The 14,367-nt window shown below is 70.8% G+C and carries 13 protein-coding genes; 3 read left to right on the top strand and 10 right to left on the bottom strand.

All coding sequences use genetic code 11. From position 1 onward, the window contains the following. Positions 1-59: 59 nt before the first annotated feature. The 3 genes from ACIQPT_RS27520 (at position 60) to ACIQPT_RS27510 (ending at position 1,976) form a co-directional block, all read left to right on the top strand. Positions 60-1,082 carry a methyltransferase gene (locus tag ACIQPT_RS27520; RefSeq protein WP_401159537.1) on the top strand — a complete coding sequence of 341 codons (1,023 nt, stop codon included), beginning with the start codon at positions 60-62 and terminating at the stop codon, positions 1,080-1,082. A gap of 94 nt (positions 1,083-1,176) precedes the next feature. After that, positions 1,177-1,797, top strand: a complete 621-nt coding sequence (locus ACIQPT_RS27515) for a hypothetical protein (protein ID WP_401159534.1) — start codon at positions 1,177-1,179, stop codon at positions 1,795-1,797. Beyond that, complete coding sequence (locus tag ACIQPT_RS27510) at positions 1,794-1,976, top strand: hypothetical protein (RefSeq protein ID WP_401159532.1); 183 nt, start codon at positions 1,794-1,796, stop codon at positions 1,974-1,976. The genes ACIQPT_RS27515 and ACIQPT_RS27510 overlap by 4 nt, the downstream gene beginning before the upstream one ends. Here the strand turns inward: ACIQPT_RS27510 and ACIQPT_RS27505 are convergent. The 10 genes from ACIQPT_RS27505 to pepN all read right to left on the bottom strand — a co-directional run bounded on the left by ACIQPT_RS27505 (position 1,945) and on the right by pepN (position 14,303). Beyond that, the gene (locus tag ACIQPT_RS27505) at positions 1,945-2,670 is read right to left on the bottom strand and encodes a flavodoxin family protein (RefSeq protein WP_401159529.1); all 726 of its coding nucleotides are present in this window, start codon (positions 2,668-2,670) and stop codon (positions 1,945-1,947) included. The two genes, ACIQPT_RS27510 and ACIQPT_RS27505, sit on opposite strands and share 32 nt — an antisense overlap. 74 nt (positions 2,671-2,744) lie before the next feature. Then, positions 2,745-3,722 (bottom strand): 3-oxoacyl-ACP synthase III family protein, encoded by a 978-nt coding sequence (locus tag ACIQPT_RS27500; protein WP_401159527.1) that lies wholly within the window; start codon positions 3,720-3,722, stop codon positions 2,745-2,747. Positions 3,723-3,763: 41 nt separating this feature from the next. Then, positions 3,764-4,939 carry a hydroxymethylglutaryl-CoA synthase gene (locus ACIQPT_RS27495; RefSeq protein ID WP_401159524.1) on the bottom strand — a complete coding sequence of 392 codons (1,176 nt, stop codon included), beginning with the start codon at positions 4,937-4,939 and terminating at the stop codon, positions 3,764-3,766. Between the two features lie 3 nt (positions 4,940-4,942). Next, positions 4,943-6,004 carry a hydroxymethylglutaryl-CoA reductase gene (locus ACIQPT_RS27490; RefSeq protein ID WP_401159522.1) on the bottom strand — a complete coding sequence of 354 codons (1,062 nt, stop codon included), beginning with the start codon at positions 6,002-6,004 and terminating at the stop codon, positions 4,943-4,945. After that, positions 6,001-7,092, bottom strand: coding sequence for a type 2 isopentenyl-diphosphate Delta-isomerase (fni, locus tag ACIQPT_RS27485; protein ID WP_401159521.1), 1,092 nt, complete (start codon positions 7,090-7,092; stop codon positions 6,001-6,003). Before fni ends, ACIQPT_RS27490 begins: the two co-directional genes overlap by 4 nt. Then, complete coding sequence (locus ACIQPT_RS27480; protein ID WP_401159519.1) at positions 7,089-8,207, bottom strand: phosphomevalonate kinase; 1,119 nt, start codon at positions 8,205-8,207, stop codon at positions 7,089-7,091. Before ACIQPT_RS27480 ends, fni begins: the two co-directional genes overlap by 4 nt. Next, complete coding sequence (mvaD, locus tag ACIQPT_RS27475) at positions 8,204-9,259, bottom strand: diphosphomevalonate decarboxylase (protein WP_401159517.1); 1,056 nt, start codon at positions 9,257-9,259, stop codon at positions 8,204-8,206. Before mvaD ends, ACIQPT_RS27480 begins: the two co-directional genes overlap by 4 nt. Then, the gene (gene mvk / locus ACIQPT_RS27470) at positions 9,249-10,286 is read right to left on the bottom strand and encodes a mevalonate kinase (protein ID WP_401159516.1); all 1,038 of its coding nucleotides are present in this window, start codon (positions 10,284-10,286) and stop codon (positions 9,249-9,251) included. Before mvk ends, mvaD begins: the two co-directional genes overlap by 11 nt. 121 nt (positions 10,287-10,407) lie before the next feature. Beyond that, the gene (locus ACIQPT_RS27465) at positions 10,408-11,307 is read right to left on the bottom strand and encodes an aromatic prenyltransferase (RefSeq protein ID WP_401159514.1); all 900 of its coding nucleotides are present in this window, start codon (positions 11,305-11,307) and stop codon (positions 10,408-10,410) included. A 419-nt stretch (positions 11,308-11,726) separates the two neighbouring features. Beyond that, entirely contained in the window at positions 11,727-14,303 is a 2,577-nt protein-coding gene (gene pepN / locus ACIQPT_RS27460; protein WP_401159512.1) for an aminopeptidase N, read from the bottom strand. Positions 14,304-14,367 lie beyond the last annotated feature (64 nt).

Here is a 14,367-nt window from a genome sequence, read left to right as displayed (position 1 = left end):
CCGCACCCGCCCGCCCGCACCCGCCGTATCCGCCGCATCCGCCCATGAGGAGACAGGCCATGAGTACCGACACCGCCCCCGGAGCAGCCCGCGCCACCCTCGACCTCGTCACCGCCGCCTGGCGGACCCAGTCCGTCTACGCGGCGGCCAAGCTGGGCCTGCCGGACCTGATCGCGGCAGGGCACACCGCGGCGCCGGACCTCGCCCGGGCGGCCGGCGCGGACGAGGACGCCGTGCGGCGCCTGCTGCGGCTGCTCGTACGCCTCGACGTCTTCACATGGGACGAGGACGGCGGGTACGGCAACACCGCGGTGGGCGACCTGCTGCGGGACCGCCCCGGCTCGCTGCGCGACGTGTGCCTGCTGTACGGCGAGGAGTTCTACCAGGCGTGGGGACACGCCATCGAGACGACCCGCACCGGCAGGCCCGGGTTCGAGAAGGCGTACGGGCAGTCGCTCGTCTCCTACCTGCACGACGACGCCGACGCCGCGAAGCGCTTCCAGCGGGTCATGCAGGCACAGGCGAACAACTTCGCCTTCGACGCGGTCCCCCGGGGGATCGACTTCAGCGCCGACCGGCACGTCGTCGACATCGCCGGCGGCAGCGGTCAGTTGCTGTCCACCGTGCTGGCCACGGCACCCGGGGCCCGGGGCACCCTCCTCGACCTCGAACACACGATTCCCATCGCCCGCGCCCACCTGGAGCGGACGGTGGGCGGCGACCGCGTCGACCTCGTCGCCGGCGACATGTTCACCAGCCCGCTCCCCGAGGAGGCGGACACCTATCTGCTGTCCCGGGTCCTCGGCGACTGGCCGGACGACGACTGCGTACGCCTCCTGGGCAACGTACGCGAGGCCATGGCGAAGCACTCCCGGCTCGTGGTCGTCGAGCTGGTCGTCCAGGACGGCCACGCCGGTCTGCTGGCTCCGCTGTGGGACCTGCACCTGATGGTCGTCAACGGCGGCCACCAGCGCACCTTCGGCGAATACGCCGAGCTGGCCGCACGCACCGGCCTCTCCGTCGAGCGTTCCGTGCAACTTCCCATGGAAGCCACGGCGTTGGTCCTGACCCCGGCCGGCTGACCATGACGTGCCGACGGCCGGCGACCGGCATCCTCCTGCCGGGACACGCGATCCATCACGACTGCGGAACAGGTCATCCCATGAAGGAGATTCCATGGCGCCCCACTCATGCCCCAGACACCACGCACGGGACATCGCGGCCGGTCCCGCTCTCTGCGAGCCCTGCGCCGGACAACTGGAACATCGGCTGCGCGCACTTCCCGGTCTCCACCAGGACTGCCTGCACCACGTCCTATCGACATCCCGGCGAAGGAATCCGACGAAAGTCTCCGGCAGCCGCAAGCGGGATCATCTCAACGTCGCCGCGCTCGACGCCCGTAACGACCTGATCCCGGTCCTGACCTCCTGGTCGGGACTGGTCGCCGAGGGGCTCGGGACCGCCGTACCGCATCGCTCCGTCGTCCACCTGGCGGACTATCTCCTGCTCAACCTGGAGTGGCTCACCGCCCATCCCTCGGCCGCCGACTTCGCGGACGAGATCGAGAGCCTCCACACGGAACTGCTCCGCGCGATCGATCCCGAGGCCGGTGACCGCAGGCCACCCGTCACGGAGTGTGTCGTGGAGGCCTGTACGGGGACGATCAACGCCTCGCCGCAGAGCATCGGGAAAGCCGGAACGAGGAGCATCAGCTGTTCCGCGGGGCATGCGTGGGAGATGCGCGAGTGGCTCACCCTGCGGCACCTCATGGACCGGCGACGGAAGGACGCCGCATGACCAGGCTGCCGCGCCACAGACTCGTGCCGACGAATGTGGCCGCCCTCGCGGCGGGCGTGTCCGAGGCGACCATCCGCAAGTGGGTGAGCCGCGGGAAGATCACTCGCTACGGCACACCGGGCCGCTCCGAGTTCGACATCGAGGAACTCACACAGATCGCCCTGCGACGCCGGTCCTGAGACGGGACGCGTCGGGCCGGTGGGCGGTGCGCCGGACGGACGCGGCCTTCAGGACCCCGGCCAGGCGCACCACGCGCTCGGCCTGGACACGGGCCGCGTTCCGGGTGACGTCGCCGACCGGGAGGGTGCCGCTCCCGTCATGGTGCGCGGTGCCGTACGGATTGCCGTCGACGAACTTGTCCGGGTGGGTGAAGCCGGGGGTGACGACGATGCCGCCGAAGTGGTGGAAGGAGTTCATGAGGGCGAGGAGGGTCGACTCGTTGCCCCCGTGGGGGCTGGCGGTGGAGGTGAAGCCGCTGTAGATCTTGTCGGCCAGCGCCTCCCTCTTCCACGCACCGCCCAGGGACTCGATGAACCGGGCGAGCTGGGCCGCGATGTTCCCGAACCGGGTCGGCGACCCCAGGAGCACGGCGTCCGCCCACAGGACGTCGCCCACCGCGGCGACGGAGATGTCGGCGGTCGCCGCCGCGTTGGCCACCCGGGCGGGCAGGGAGTCGGCGGACCCCCGCGGTTCGAGTTCCGCGACCTTGCGCAGCCGCACTTCGGCGCCGGCCTTCTCGGCGGCGTCGGAGAGCTCGCGGGCGATGTCCGCGACATGGCCGGTGGCGGAGTGGTAGATGACGGCGACCTTCACGGTGGTGTCCGTCTCCGGGTGGACGAGGGACGTGCGATCGTCCTTCACGGGTACTCCCATCGGTCTCGTACTCCCATCGGTCTCGGCCGGGGCCGGCGCCACGGGCGCCGGCCCCGGCCTCGTCTTGACGGTCCTCACCACTCGACCAGCGCGAGCCCCGCCGACATGCCGCCGCCGAAGCCCGCCAGGAGGATCAGGTCCCCCGGGCGGAAGGCGCCCGCGCGGGCGGCCGCGTCCAGGGTGACCGGGATCGAGGCGGCTCCCGTGTTGCCGTAGTGCGTCAGGGTCCGGTGCGAGGTGGCACGGGGCAGACCGAGGTCCGCCGTGACGGCGTCGAGCAGGACGCCGTTGGCCTGATGCGGGACGAAGTGAGCGATGTCGTCGGGTACGGCACCGGCCTCATGGAGGAACTGCTTGGTCAGCCGCGGCAACTGCTCCGTGACGAATCGGCGCACCTCGCGCCCGTCCATCGCGAAGTACTGCAGACCGGCCTCGAGGGCGGCCCGGTCGCCGGGCAGCCGGCTGCCGCCCGCGGGCACCTCGATCAGCCCCGTCAGCTCGCCGAACGTGTGCAGTGCCAGATGCCGGACGCGCGGGCCCCGCGCGGCCGGACCCAGGACCAGGGCGCCGGCGCCGTCCCCGAACAGCACGACCGTCCGGCGGTCGGCCGGGTTCAGGATGCGCGAGTACAGGTCGGCGCCGATGACCAGCGCGTGACCGCCCCGCCGGGCGAGGAGGCCCTCGGCCACGGACAGGGCGAACACGCTGCCGGAACAGACGGCGTTGACGTCGAACGCGGCCGCGCCCGTCGCACCGAGGCCGTGCTGCACATAGGCCGCCGTGGGCGGCTGGGGACGGTCCGGTGTGGAGGTGGCGACCACGATCACGGACAACTGGTCCGCGGTGATGCCGGCCGACCGCAACGCGGCCCGCCCGGCAGCCGTGGCCAGATCCGAGGTCGCCTGGTCGGGGGCGGCCCAGCGGCGTTCCCGGATCGCCGTCTTACGCCTGATCCAGGCGTCGTCGACTCCGGCCGCCGCGCCGACGTCGTCGTTGGAGACGATCCGGTCCGGCAGACAGGCACCCGTACCGAGGATCCCTAGGTCGCTCATGCGCATGCCCCCTCGGGGAAGGAAGTGAACGGAACGTGCGGTCAGCGCCTCTCGTAGACGCGCTTGTGGCCGCGGAGCGCGGCCAGCCGGAACGGCCCGGTGGTCTCCGCGGGAGTGGGGTGGTCGCCGCCGTCGGTCGGGAAGGAGTGCTCGTGCAGTGCGCGGTAGCGGGCGTAGTCGACCGGCTTCCGCCGGTCGATCGCCTCGCGGTGCTCCGCGGTCCGCAGGTGGTCGCGGTAGCCGGGCGCCACGGTCCCGGCGAAGAACTCGGCGACGCTGCCGGAGCCGTAGCTGAGGAGACCGACACACTGCCCGGTCAGGTCGCCCGCCCCGTCGAGCAGCGAGGCGAGGCCGAGGTACACCGACGCGGTGTAGCTGTTGCCGAGGACGGAGTTGTAGGCGGTGGTCCGCCCGATGTCCCGCGCGACCCGTGCCTCGTCGGTGTCGTACCCGCAGGAGTTCAGCAGGGAGCGGTGCGCCTTGTAGGCCATCTTCGTGAACGGCTGGTGGTAGCAGAACGCGCTGAACGCGTCCAGCGCGCGGCCGCCCTGCTCCGTGTAGTCCTTCCAGGTGCCCTGCACCGCCTGCAGATACGCGGTGATCGACTCCTGTCCGTCGACCAGGGCGGCGTCGCGGTAGTTCGGCCGCCAGAAGTCCATGACGTCGGCGGTGAACAGGCCCGACGGTTCCTCGACGCGCAGCAGCGCCGGGTCCGCCCCGACCAGCATCGCCACCGCCGCCGCGCCCTGGGTCGCCTCGCCCGGGCTGTCCAGCTCGTACGTGGAGATGTCGCTCGCGATCACGAGGACCTGCTGCGCGGGGTCGCGGTGCACGAGGCCGATGGCGAACTGCAGGGCTGCCGTCGCCCCGTAGCAGGCCTGCTTCAGCTCGACGACCCTGGTGGCCGACGGCAGCCCGAGCAGCGAATGCACGTACACACCGGCCGACTTCGCCTGGTCGATCGACGACTCGGTCGCGAGGACGACCGTCCGGATCCGGTCGAAGCCGTGCCGGGCGACGATGGGTGCGGCGGCGGCCGCGCCCATCGTCACGATGTCCTCGTCGGCGCCGGGTACGCTCATCGACCGCTGGCCGATCCCCAGGTGGTACTTGCCGATGTCGGTGCCGTTGTGCTCGGCGAGTGCCGTGTGCGGCAGGACGAACTCGGTGGTCGCGAACGAGAGATCATGGATTCCGACCGCGGTCTCGCTGGCCATGTCCTACACACCGACCTTTGCCGTCGTGTTCCCGCGTTCCAGCTGGACGTGGGCGCGCATGAGCTCACCCGGGTTCGTCTGCGCGGCGAGGAGCGACAGTTCCCCGCACAGCACGGTCGCCGCCGCGATGACGGCGAGACGGCGGGCGTTCTCGCCGGGGGCGCGGTCGGCCGTGCACCCGAGCCGGGTCAGATTGGTCTCCACGAATTCGAGCCCCTTGCCGTTGCCGACCGTGCCCACGATCAGGTTCGGCAGGGTGCAGGAGAAGTAGAGGTCGCCGTCCCGGTCCTCGGCCATGGTGACGCCCTGGGACCCTTCGACGATGTTGGCCGCGTCCTGGCCCGTGGCCAGATAGAACCCGAGCAGCATGTTCGCGAAGTGGGCGTTGGCCGAGCGGATGCCACCGGCGAGCAGGGTGCCGAGCATGTTCTTGCGGATGTTCAGCTGGACGATCTTGGCGGCCGATGTGCGCAGTACGCCGGCGACCACGTCACGCGGTACGAGCAGCTCCGTGACCACGTTCTTGCCGCGACCGAGGATGCCGTTGATCGCGGTCGCCTTCTTGTCCGTGCAGTAGTTCCCCGAGATCGACCCGTAGGAGATGCCCGGGACGGTCTGCAGCAGATGCTTGAGGAGCGCGTCGGAGGCGAGGGTCGCCATGTTGTGCCCGGAGGCGTCGCCGGTGGTGAACTCGAACCGGATGAACAGCAGGTTGGCCGTGATCTCGTGCCGGACGCCGATCAGCTCCGCGTACCTGCTGCAGGTGCGCACCACCTCGCGAAGCTCGTCGAACCGGGCGTCGACGGCCCGTGCGGCCAGGTACGCGGTCTGCGCGTCCGTCGCCTCGACGAGGACGGAGCGTGTCATCCGTTCGTCGACGAGGGTGGCGACGATGCCCTCCTCGACCAGCATGGAGATCTTCGCTCCACGGCCCACCGAGGGCCACAGCGGCGACTCGTAGGTGGCGAGCGGGACAGGGGTCTCGGTGGTGGCGGTGTTCCCCGACAGACGGAGGGGCCCCACCCACTTCATCGGAACACCGGCTATGGCGTGTGTGTCGGTCATCGCGTGCTTCCCGTCATCTCGTGGAGGGCGTCGAAGGAACTGGAGCGCAGGGCGAGCCGGCCGGTGTCGATGCCGCGGTCGTCGCAGAAGGCGCGGAGGGCGCCGTGGATCTGCAGATCGCAGCGCGTCAGCTCGGCCGGGGTGCGGGCGCCGAGCATGGTCTGCAGGGCCCCCAGCTGGTCGAGCCAGGTCGAGATCTGCGCGACCAGGGCCGTGACACCGCCGTCCATCAGCGTGCGGAGGAACCCCCCGGACACACCGACGCCGGATGCGCCGAGCGCCAGCGCGCGTACGACGTCGAGCGGATGGCGGACGCCTCCGGAGGCGAGCACGGGGATCCCGGGGTCCCGCGCGTCCAGCAGACAGGCGGCGGTGGACAGTCCCCAGCCGTGGAGGTACGCGTAGTCGGCGAGTTCCCTCCTGCCGTTCTCGATCCGGGCGAAGTCCGTGCCGCCCCGGCCACCGAGGTCCGCCACCCGTACGCCCAGGTCCTGCAGGGTCAGGACGGTTTCACGGCTCAGCCCGAAGCCGACCTCCTTGACGATCACCGGGACGTCGACGGCCGACGCGATCCTCTCGATCTGCGGGACCCAGGACGAGAACGACCGGTCCCCCTCGGGCATCACCGTTTCCTGCACCGTGTTGATGTGGATCTGCAGGGCGTCTGCCTCCAGGAGGCCGATGGCCCGCCGCGCCTTGTCGACCGAGGCCGTCGCGTTGATGTTCGCCATGACGAAGCCGTCGGGGTTCTCCTGGCGCAGCACGCGGAACGTGTCGGCACACGACGGGTCCTTGAAGTACGCGCTCATGGATCCCGACGCGATGGGCACCCCCGTCTCCCGGGCGGCGATGGCCAGGTCCCGGTTGATGGCGCCGGTGTTCGTGCTGCCGCCGGTCATCGCGTTGATGTACAGCGGGACCTGCCAGGCGATGCCGGCGAACGTCGTGGCCAGGGAGACGTCCGGCCGGTCGATGCCGGCCAGCGCGTGGTGGACGAACGACACCTCGTCGAACTGGTTGCCTCCGCCGAGTGCTTGCTGCTGTTCGACGGCGAGCCGGACGTGGTCGTCCTTGCGTTGGGAGATCATTTCTCATTCCCTTCCATGGCGGGGCGGACGGGCAGGGGCCGTACCCCCGCCGCTGCCCACCGCTCCCGTACGAGTGAGATGTCCGAGGGGGCTTCGGCGTCCAGCAGGGCGATGCCGCAGTCGCCGCCCCCCGCCCCCGAGGGTTTGGCCGCGCCGCCGACGGCTTCGGCGGCGTCGCACAGGGCCGTCAGCCCGGGGGTGAAGATGCCCAGCCCGAGCTCGTCGTCCAGCCGGGCCAGCTCCCGCCGGGCGCGGCGGATCTGATGCAGCAGACCGGGGCCGTCGCCCAGCCGGAACGCGGTGATCGAGGCGCGCACACAGTCGGTCGTGGTCTCCAGGAACCTCCGGTGGGAGGCGCCGCCCCGCCGGGTCCTGCGGTCCAGGCCGGACACCAGGGACGTGGTGGAGGCAGGCTTTCCGGTCCAGCCGACCTCCAGCGCGAGGCCGGGGGGCGGCGGTGGCAGCCGGCTCACCTCGAAACCCGGCCAGGGGGCGCGGAGCGCCTCCTCGACGCCCCGGCGTCGGGCCAGATCGAGCACGGCGGCCCGGTCGGGCGCCCGGTACGCGATCCAGCCGCCCCAGGTGCCGGCGGCGAGATCACCGCCGGAGGCCCTGCTGTCGATGCCCGCCGTCGCGAGCATGGCCAGCCGGAACCGGGTGTCGGGCGGCAGCTCCAGATCGTGGAGGGCGGCCACCGCCGCGACGGTCGCCACCACCACCGCGCCGCTCGAACCCAGACCGAACTTCGTCCCGTTGTCGTGCAGACGGCTACTGACCGAGACATCCAGCGAGGGCGGGGGCAGACCGCGTCCGGTCAGCAGCCGGCCCATGACCTCGATCGCCGACACCACGTGCTTCAGGCCGCCCGGAGCGGGCCCCCCGCAGTCGCTGAGCCGTCCGTCGTGCCAGCGCCACCGCCCCTGGTCCGGAACGAGGTCGGAGGAGACCACGACGTCGGCGCCGCCGGCCCCGGAGCCGCGGCCGGACACGCTGACGGTGACATGCCGGTCGACCGCCACCAGGATCGCCGGGTTGCCCGGCTCCACCACGGCGTACTCGCCCGCGACGAACAGCTTGCCCGGCGCCCGTCGTACGACGGTGTGCTGCCGGGTCATCGTTCGTCCTCGGCCAGCAGACGGGCGCCCGGACCCCGGCCGGCGACGAGAACCGAGCCGCCCCCAGCGGCACTTCGCACCACCCCGGCCACCCGGTCCGCGTCCGCGCGACGGCAGAGCACCTTGACGTTCGGCCCGGCGTCCATGGTCGCGTAGGCCGGAACGCCGTCCCGCCGGAGCCGCAGCACGCTGTCGAGCACGTCGAGCGTGGGCGCCGACAGATAGCGCACCGCCGGGCGGGCCGCCAGCATCGTCGCGTGCATGCCGAGCGCGTTCCGTTCCGCGATCTCTCCCACCGCATCGAGGTCGCCCCGGCGCAGCGCCCCCCGCATGTCGACGAGGTCGCCCTCGCTGGAGGCGGCCCACGGCCCGTACAGCGGGGAGGTCTGGACGGTCCGCCGCATGGCCTCACGGCTGGACACCTCCTTGGGCCCCGCGTTGACCACGGCGATGACCAGGGCGGGGTCGAACTCCGCCGCGGGCACCGGTTCGGCGTACGAGCCCAGGTCCGCGTCCCCGGCCGAACCGGTGGGCGGGCCGGCGTGCCAGATCGCGAAGTCACCGAAGATCGACCGCGACGCCGATCCCGATCCCCGCCGGGCCAGACGCGACAGCGCCGTCGCGTCGAGACCGAGCCCGTACGCGGCGGAAGCGGCGACGGCGAGGGCGGCGAACCCGCTCGCGGAGGACGCGAGCCCCGCCCCGGTGGGAACGGTGTTCCTGGAGTCGACGGCAGCGCGCCGGGAGGAGCCCGCCCGCTCCCGCACCAGTGCCAGGAAGGCGGTGACGCGTTGCCGCGCCTCGCCCTCCAGGGGGACGCCGTCGAGCGTCACTTCGTCGTGTTCGGCCTTGGGGTCGAGCCGGACGCGGGTGGTCGTCGGGAGGATGTCCAGGGTCATCGACAGGCTGTCCGTACGCGGCAGGAAGAGCCGCTCGTCCCGCTTGCCCCAGTACTTGATCAGCGCGATGTTCGGGTGCGCGACGGCGGTGGCGCTCCCCGCGGCACCGTGCTCCCGGGTTCGGTCCGGAGCGGGCAGATGGTCAGGGCGCATGGCCGGCGAACCTCCTCAGCGGCAGCACCCAGGTCTGCACGGCGCCGGCCTCGTGCAGCTTCCGGGTGACCTCGCTCGCCTGCCACGACCGGGTCAGGGCGACCATGCAGCCGCCCATGCCGCCCCCGGTCATCTTGGCCCCGAGCGCGCCGGCGGTGCGGGCGGCCTCCACCAGCGTGTCGATCCGGTCGATGCTGAGGCCCGCCGCGCGGAGCAGTTCGTGGTAGTCGGTGAGCCGGGAGCCGAGCTCCTCCGGCCTGCCGTCGGCGAAGGCGTGCCGGGCCTCCTCGGTCAGGTCCGAGGCCCGGCGCACGAATCTCTCCTGCGATCCGGGATGACGCAGAAACCCCTCCCGCAACAGCTCGACCGCGTCCTTGGTCCGGCCCACGACGCCGCTGTCCGCGATGATGAACAACCCTTCGCAGCCGACGGCCAGTTCCTGGGCCTCGCCCGCCTGGAACAGCAGCGGGGCGGAGGCCCCGACGGCCATGGCGTCGACGCCGCTGGCCCGGCCGTGCGTCACGTTCTCCGCCGTCTGAACCAGGTCGAAGGCGGTGCTCCGCGAGATCTCGCGGTCGAAGAGATCCGCCAGGGCCAGCACGACCGCACGCGCGCACGCCGCGCTGGAACCGAGCCCCCGGCCGGGCGGGATCGCACAGTCGATGACCATGTCGAGATGCAGCCGGTCGGTCACCCCCGTGGCCGCCCTGAATTCGGCGGTCAGCTTCCGCAGGCTCTCAGAGGCCTGCGTCACCATCGGCCTCGACGCCGAACCGGTCATCGTGAGCGACATGTCGTGCGGGCCGTCGGGGGAGTGGGGGGACCATCCGACGCTTGCCGTGGCGGTCAGTTGCGGAATCGGAAGAGCGAGCGCCGGAGCTCCGTAGACGACCGCGTGTTCGCCCAGCAGAATAGCCTTGGCGTGGGCGCGGCCGATGCCGACCGAGCGAGCCCGGTGGCTTTTCGGTAACCCCTTCGCTGAGTTCGGTGGAATCAACACACTCAGCTCCGCTTGTCGTTTCTGCATCGGAATCGCATCATCCAGATTTCTGGAAAGAGCGTGCGGGGATTCTTGGAAAGAGCGTGCAGGGAATGGGCGCCGCGATCCCCCGCAAGCCCTTGTCCTTCACATACCGACGGGTGAGGAGTTATCCGGCATCGGCGGTCAGCATCTTCTCCACCCGGGTCTGCCACTGGTAGTACTTCTGGATCTTGTGGTATTCGCCCTTGGGTGTCGCCGTGACGCCGTAGACGTACCGATGGCCGGCGGAGCCGAGCGGAGCGTCCTTCACCAACTGCTCGATCCTGGGATCGATCCGCACCGGAAGCGCCATGGGGTCCGGCGTGTTGACCGAGTAGGTGACCCGCTCGATCTTCGAGGAATCCCAGCTCAGGGTCACGTATATCGCGAACGCCTGCTCGCCGAACCTCAGCAGCTCCTCGCTCGGTTCCGGCAGGCCGCTTGCCCGGAGAATCGCCTGGATGCCCCGGGGCTCGAAGCTTTCGGGCGAGGCTCCGGTGAAGTACAGATTCACCGTCCGCTTCGCATAGTCGAACCCGACCACGCTGACCGTGTCGGTCATGCCGTACTGGTCGAACAGGCCGAGGTTCTCGGAGACTCCGCTCGGCATCGACGGCAGGGCGGCGAGCTCGGACGCCGACTGGAGGCTGTCCGGGCGGAAGAAGGACCAGGCCTTCTTGAATCCGCCGACGGCTCCGAAGTCGATGCCGTAGCAGTCGACGGGGAATTTCCGGTGGACTTCGTCGAGAAGGCTGCCGACCGGGTGGTCCGTCTTCGCCGTGAGGCCGTTCGACAGGGCGACGGCATAGGGGTCGATGTCCTTGGGGAGCAGAGTGAAGCGGCAGTCGAGATCTCCCGCGTCGCTCGTTCCCGTCTGTACCCGGAAAGAAATCACGGACTGCGCGATCACGTCTTCGTACGCGGTCAGAATGGGCCGGACCGTGTCGCTCCGGCAGGGTGCGCCGACCACCCGGGTCGTTTCCTCGATGGCCGAGTAGAGCTCTGTCAGCTCAGCGGATTCCGACATTTTTCCTCCACATATCGACAGGACGCCCTGGGGCGTCCGGTGGGAGCAGGGGACATCACCGCGGTACCGAAACCGGTGGTGCGGGGAGGCGCCGTCGACGCGGAACGGGGAGTGGCGTGATGACAGGGCCGTGTCGCTCACGGGGCTGTCGGCCACCTCTGCCGCCGCTCATGCGGGCGCGGCGCCCGCGTTGAGCAACGCGGGCGCTTTTGGGCAGGGTTGGTGTGCAGAAATAGTGACACGCGTGCCACCTCCGCACCAAGGGCCCCTCGGAGTGACGTGGGTCACGCCGTGCGGGGCGTCGGTCACCGGCACCCGCACGGGCGCACGGGCACACGGGCGTACGGGAAAGGGGCGCCCCCCGCGTCGCGACGCATTCGCCGCGACGAAGAGGACGCCCCCCAGGGCCGTACGAGCCGCTACGCGGTGGCCGCCGCCGCGTCCGCCGCCTGGGCCTTCAGCGCGCGCTCCACACCGGACCGCGACTCCGACATCAGCCGGCGCAGGGCCGCGCTCGGCCCGGCCGAGTCCAGCCACGCGTCCGTGGCGTCCAGCGTCTCCTGCGAGACCTGGAGGGCCGGGTAGAGGCCCACGATGATCTGCTGGGCCATCTCGTGGCTGCGCGATTCCGAGACGTCCTTCACCGAGGCGAAGTACTTCTCCGTGTACGGGGCCAGCAGCTCGCGCTGGTCCGCCTGGACGAAGCCGCTGATGACCGCTTCCTGGAGCGAGTTGGGCAGCTTGCCGGACTCCACGACCGAGGCCCACGCCTCGGCCTTGGCCGCCTCGGACGGCTGGGCCGCCCGCGCGGAGGCCGCGTGGCGCTCGCCCGCCGCCGTCCTGTCCCGCTCGTACTCGGCGGCGATCTCCTCCTCGTCCAGCAGGCCGGCCGCCGCCAGCCGCTGCACGAACGCCCACCGCAGCTCGGTGTCGACGGCCAGGCCCTCGATCGACTCGGTGCCGTCCAGCAGCGACTGGAGCAGGTCCAGCTGCTGCGGGTTGCGGGCCGTCGCCGCGAAGGCGCGGGCCCAGGCCAGCTGGTGGTCGCTGCCCGGCTCCGACGCGTGCAGGTGCGCCAGCGTCGCGTCGGTCCACTGGTTGAGCGCGCCCTCACGGGTCTCCGGCGCGGCGTACAGGTCCAGCGCCAGCTTCACCTGGCGGTGCAGCGACTGGACGACGCCGATGTCCGACTCCTTGCCGATGCCGGAGAGCACCAGCGCGAGGTAGTCGCGGGTCGCCAGCTCGCCGTCGCGCGTCATGTCCCAGGCCGAGGCCCAGCTCAGGGCGCGAGGCAGCGACTCGGTGAAGTCGCCCAGGTGCTCGGTGACGACGCGCAGCGACTCGGCGTCGAGGCGGACCTTCGCGTACGAGAGGTCGTCGTCGTTGAGCAGGACGACCGCCGGACGGGCCTTGCCCACCAGGGCGGGCACGTCGGTGCGCTCGCCGTCGACGTCCAGCTCGATCCGGTCGGTGCGCACGAGCTTGCCGTCCGCGTCGAGGTCGTAGGCGCCGATGGCGATGCGGTGCGGGCGCAGCGTCGGCTCGCCCTTCGCGCCGGCGGGCAGCGCGGGGGCCTCCTGGAGCACGGTGAAGGAGGTGACGACGCCGTTCGCGTCGGTCTCGATCTCCGGGCGCAGGATGTTGATGCCGGCCGTCTCCAGCCACGCCTTCGACCAGGTCTTCAGATCGCGTCCTGAGGTCTTCTCCAGCGCGCCCAGCAGATCGGAGAGGCGGGTGTTGCCGAAGGCGTGCGCCTTGAAGTACGCCTGCACGCCCTGGAAGAACGCGTCCTTGCCGACGTACGCCACGAGCTGCTTGAGCACCGAGGCGCCCTTGGCGTACGTGATCCCGTCGAAGTTGACGAGGACGTCGTCCAGGTCGCTGATGTCCGCCATGATCGGGTGCGTGGAGGGCAGCTGGTCCTGCCGGTACGCCCAGGTCTTCATCGAGTTGGCGAAAGTGGTCCAGGAGTGCGGCCACTTCGAGCCCGCCGCGTCCGCCTGGCAGGCGATCGAGGTGTAGGTGGCGAACGACTCGTTCAGCCAGAGGTCGTTCCACCACTCCATCGTGACGAGGTCGCCGAACCACATGTGGGCCAGCTCGTGCAGGATGGTCTCGGCCCGCACCTCGTACGCCGCGTCCGTCACCTTGGAGCGGAAGACGTACTGGTCGCGGATGGTGACCGCGCCCGCGTTCTCCATCGCGCCCGCGTTGAACTCCGGGACGAAGAGCTGGTCGTACTTGGCGAACGGGTACGCGTAGTCGAACTTCTCCTGGAACCACGCGAAGCCCTGCCGGGTGACGGCGAAGATGTCGTCCGCGTCCAGGTACTCCGCCAGCGAGGGGCGGCAGTAGATGCCGAGCGGGACGGTCTGGCCGTCCTTCTCGTAGCTGCTGTGCACCGCGTGGTACGGGCCCACGATGAGGGCCGTGATGTACGTGGAGATGCGCGGCGTCGGCTCGAAGGACCAGACGTCGTCCTTCGGCTCCGGCGTCGGGGAGTTCGAGATGACCGTCCAGCCGGACGGGGCCTTCACGGTGAACGCGAAGGTCGCCTTCAGGTCGGGCTGCTCGAACGAGGCGAAGACGCGGCGCGCGTCCGGGACCTCGAACTGCGTGTACAGATAGGCCTGTTCGTCGACCGGGTCGACGAACCGGTGCAGGCCCTCACCGGTGTTGGTGTACGCGCAGTCGGCGACGACCTTCAGCTCGTTGACGCCCTCGCGCAGATCCGGCAGCGCGATCCGCGCGTCGCGGAACACGGCGGCCACGTCCAGGTCCTCGCCGTTCAGCACCACGTCGTGGACGGCCGGGGCGACCAGGTCGATGAACGACTCCGCACCCGCCTCCGCGCAGTCGAAGCGCACGGTGGTCACGGACCGGTAGGTGCCGCCCTCCTGCGCTCCGGAGAGGTCGAGATCGATCTCGTACGCGTCCACGGTCAGCAGGCGCGCCCGCTCCTGTGCCTCTTCGCGGGTCAGATTCGTGCCAGGCACGCGGTCATCTCCTTCGATGGTGACGTTTCGGATCATCCTTCCACGTTCGCCCCCGCCGGACGAC

It is taken from the genome of Streptomyces sp. NPDC091289, assembly GCF_044757365.1.
GTDB lineage: Bacteria > Actinomycetota > Actinomycetes > Streptomycetales > Streptomycetaceae > Streptomyces.
The sequence above is the reverse complement of the archived record's forward strand: the minus strand, read 5'-3'. Positions and strand labels throughout refer to the sequence as shown.

Coding starts and splice junctions, on each gene's coding strand:
- ACIQPT_RS27520 (WP_401159537.1), top strand. CDS start 60: ATGAGTACCGACACCGCCCCCGGAGCAGCCCGCGCCACCCTCGACCTC.
- ACIQPT_RS27515 (WP_401159534.1), top strand. CDS start 1,177: ATGGCGCCCCACTCATGCCCCAGACACCACGCACGGGACATCGCGGCC.
- ACIQPT_RS27510 (WP_401159532.1), top strand. CDS start 1,794: ATGACCAGGCTGCCGCGCCACAGACTCGTGCCGACGAATGTGGCCGCC.
- ACIQPT_RS27505 (WP_401159529.1), bottom strand. CDS start 2,670: ATGGGAGTACCCGTGAAGGACGATCGCACGTCCCTCGTCCACCCGGAG.
- ACIQPT_RS27500 (WP_401159527.1), bottom strand. CDS start 3,722: ATGAGCGACCTAGGGATCCTCGGTACGGGTGCCTGTCTGCCGGACCGG.
- ACIQPT_RS27495 (WP_401159524.1), bottom strand. CDS start 4,939: ATGGCCAGCGAGACCGCGGTCGGAATCCATGATCTCTCGTTCGCGACC.
- ACIQPT_RS27490 (WP_401159522.1), bottom strand. CDS start 6,004: ATGACCGACACACACGCCATAGCCGGTGTTCCGATGAAGTGGGTGGGG.
- fni (WP_401159521.1), bottom strand. CDS start 7,092: ATGATCTCCCAACGCAAGGACGACCACGTCCGGCTCGCCGTCGAACAG.
- ACIQPT_RS27480 (WP_401159519.1), bottom strand. CDS start 8,207: ATGACCCGGCAGCACACCGTCGTACGACGGGCGCCGGGCAAGCTGTTC.
- mvaD (WP_401159517.1), bottom strand. CDS start 9,259: ATGCGCCCTGACCATCTGCCCGCTCCGGACCGAACCCGGGAGCACGGT.
- mvk (WP_401159516.1), bottom strand. CDS start 10,286: ATGCAGAAACGACAAGCGGAGCTGAGTGTGTTGATTCCACCGAACTCA.
- ACIQPT_RS27465 (WP_401159514.1), bottom strand. CDS start 11,307: ATGTCGGAATCCGCTGAGCTGACAGAGCTCTACTCGGCCATCGAGGAA.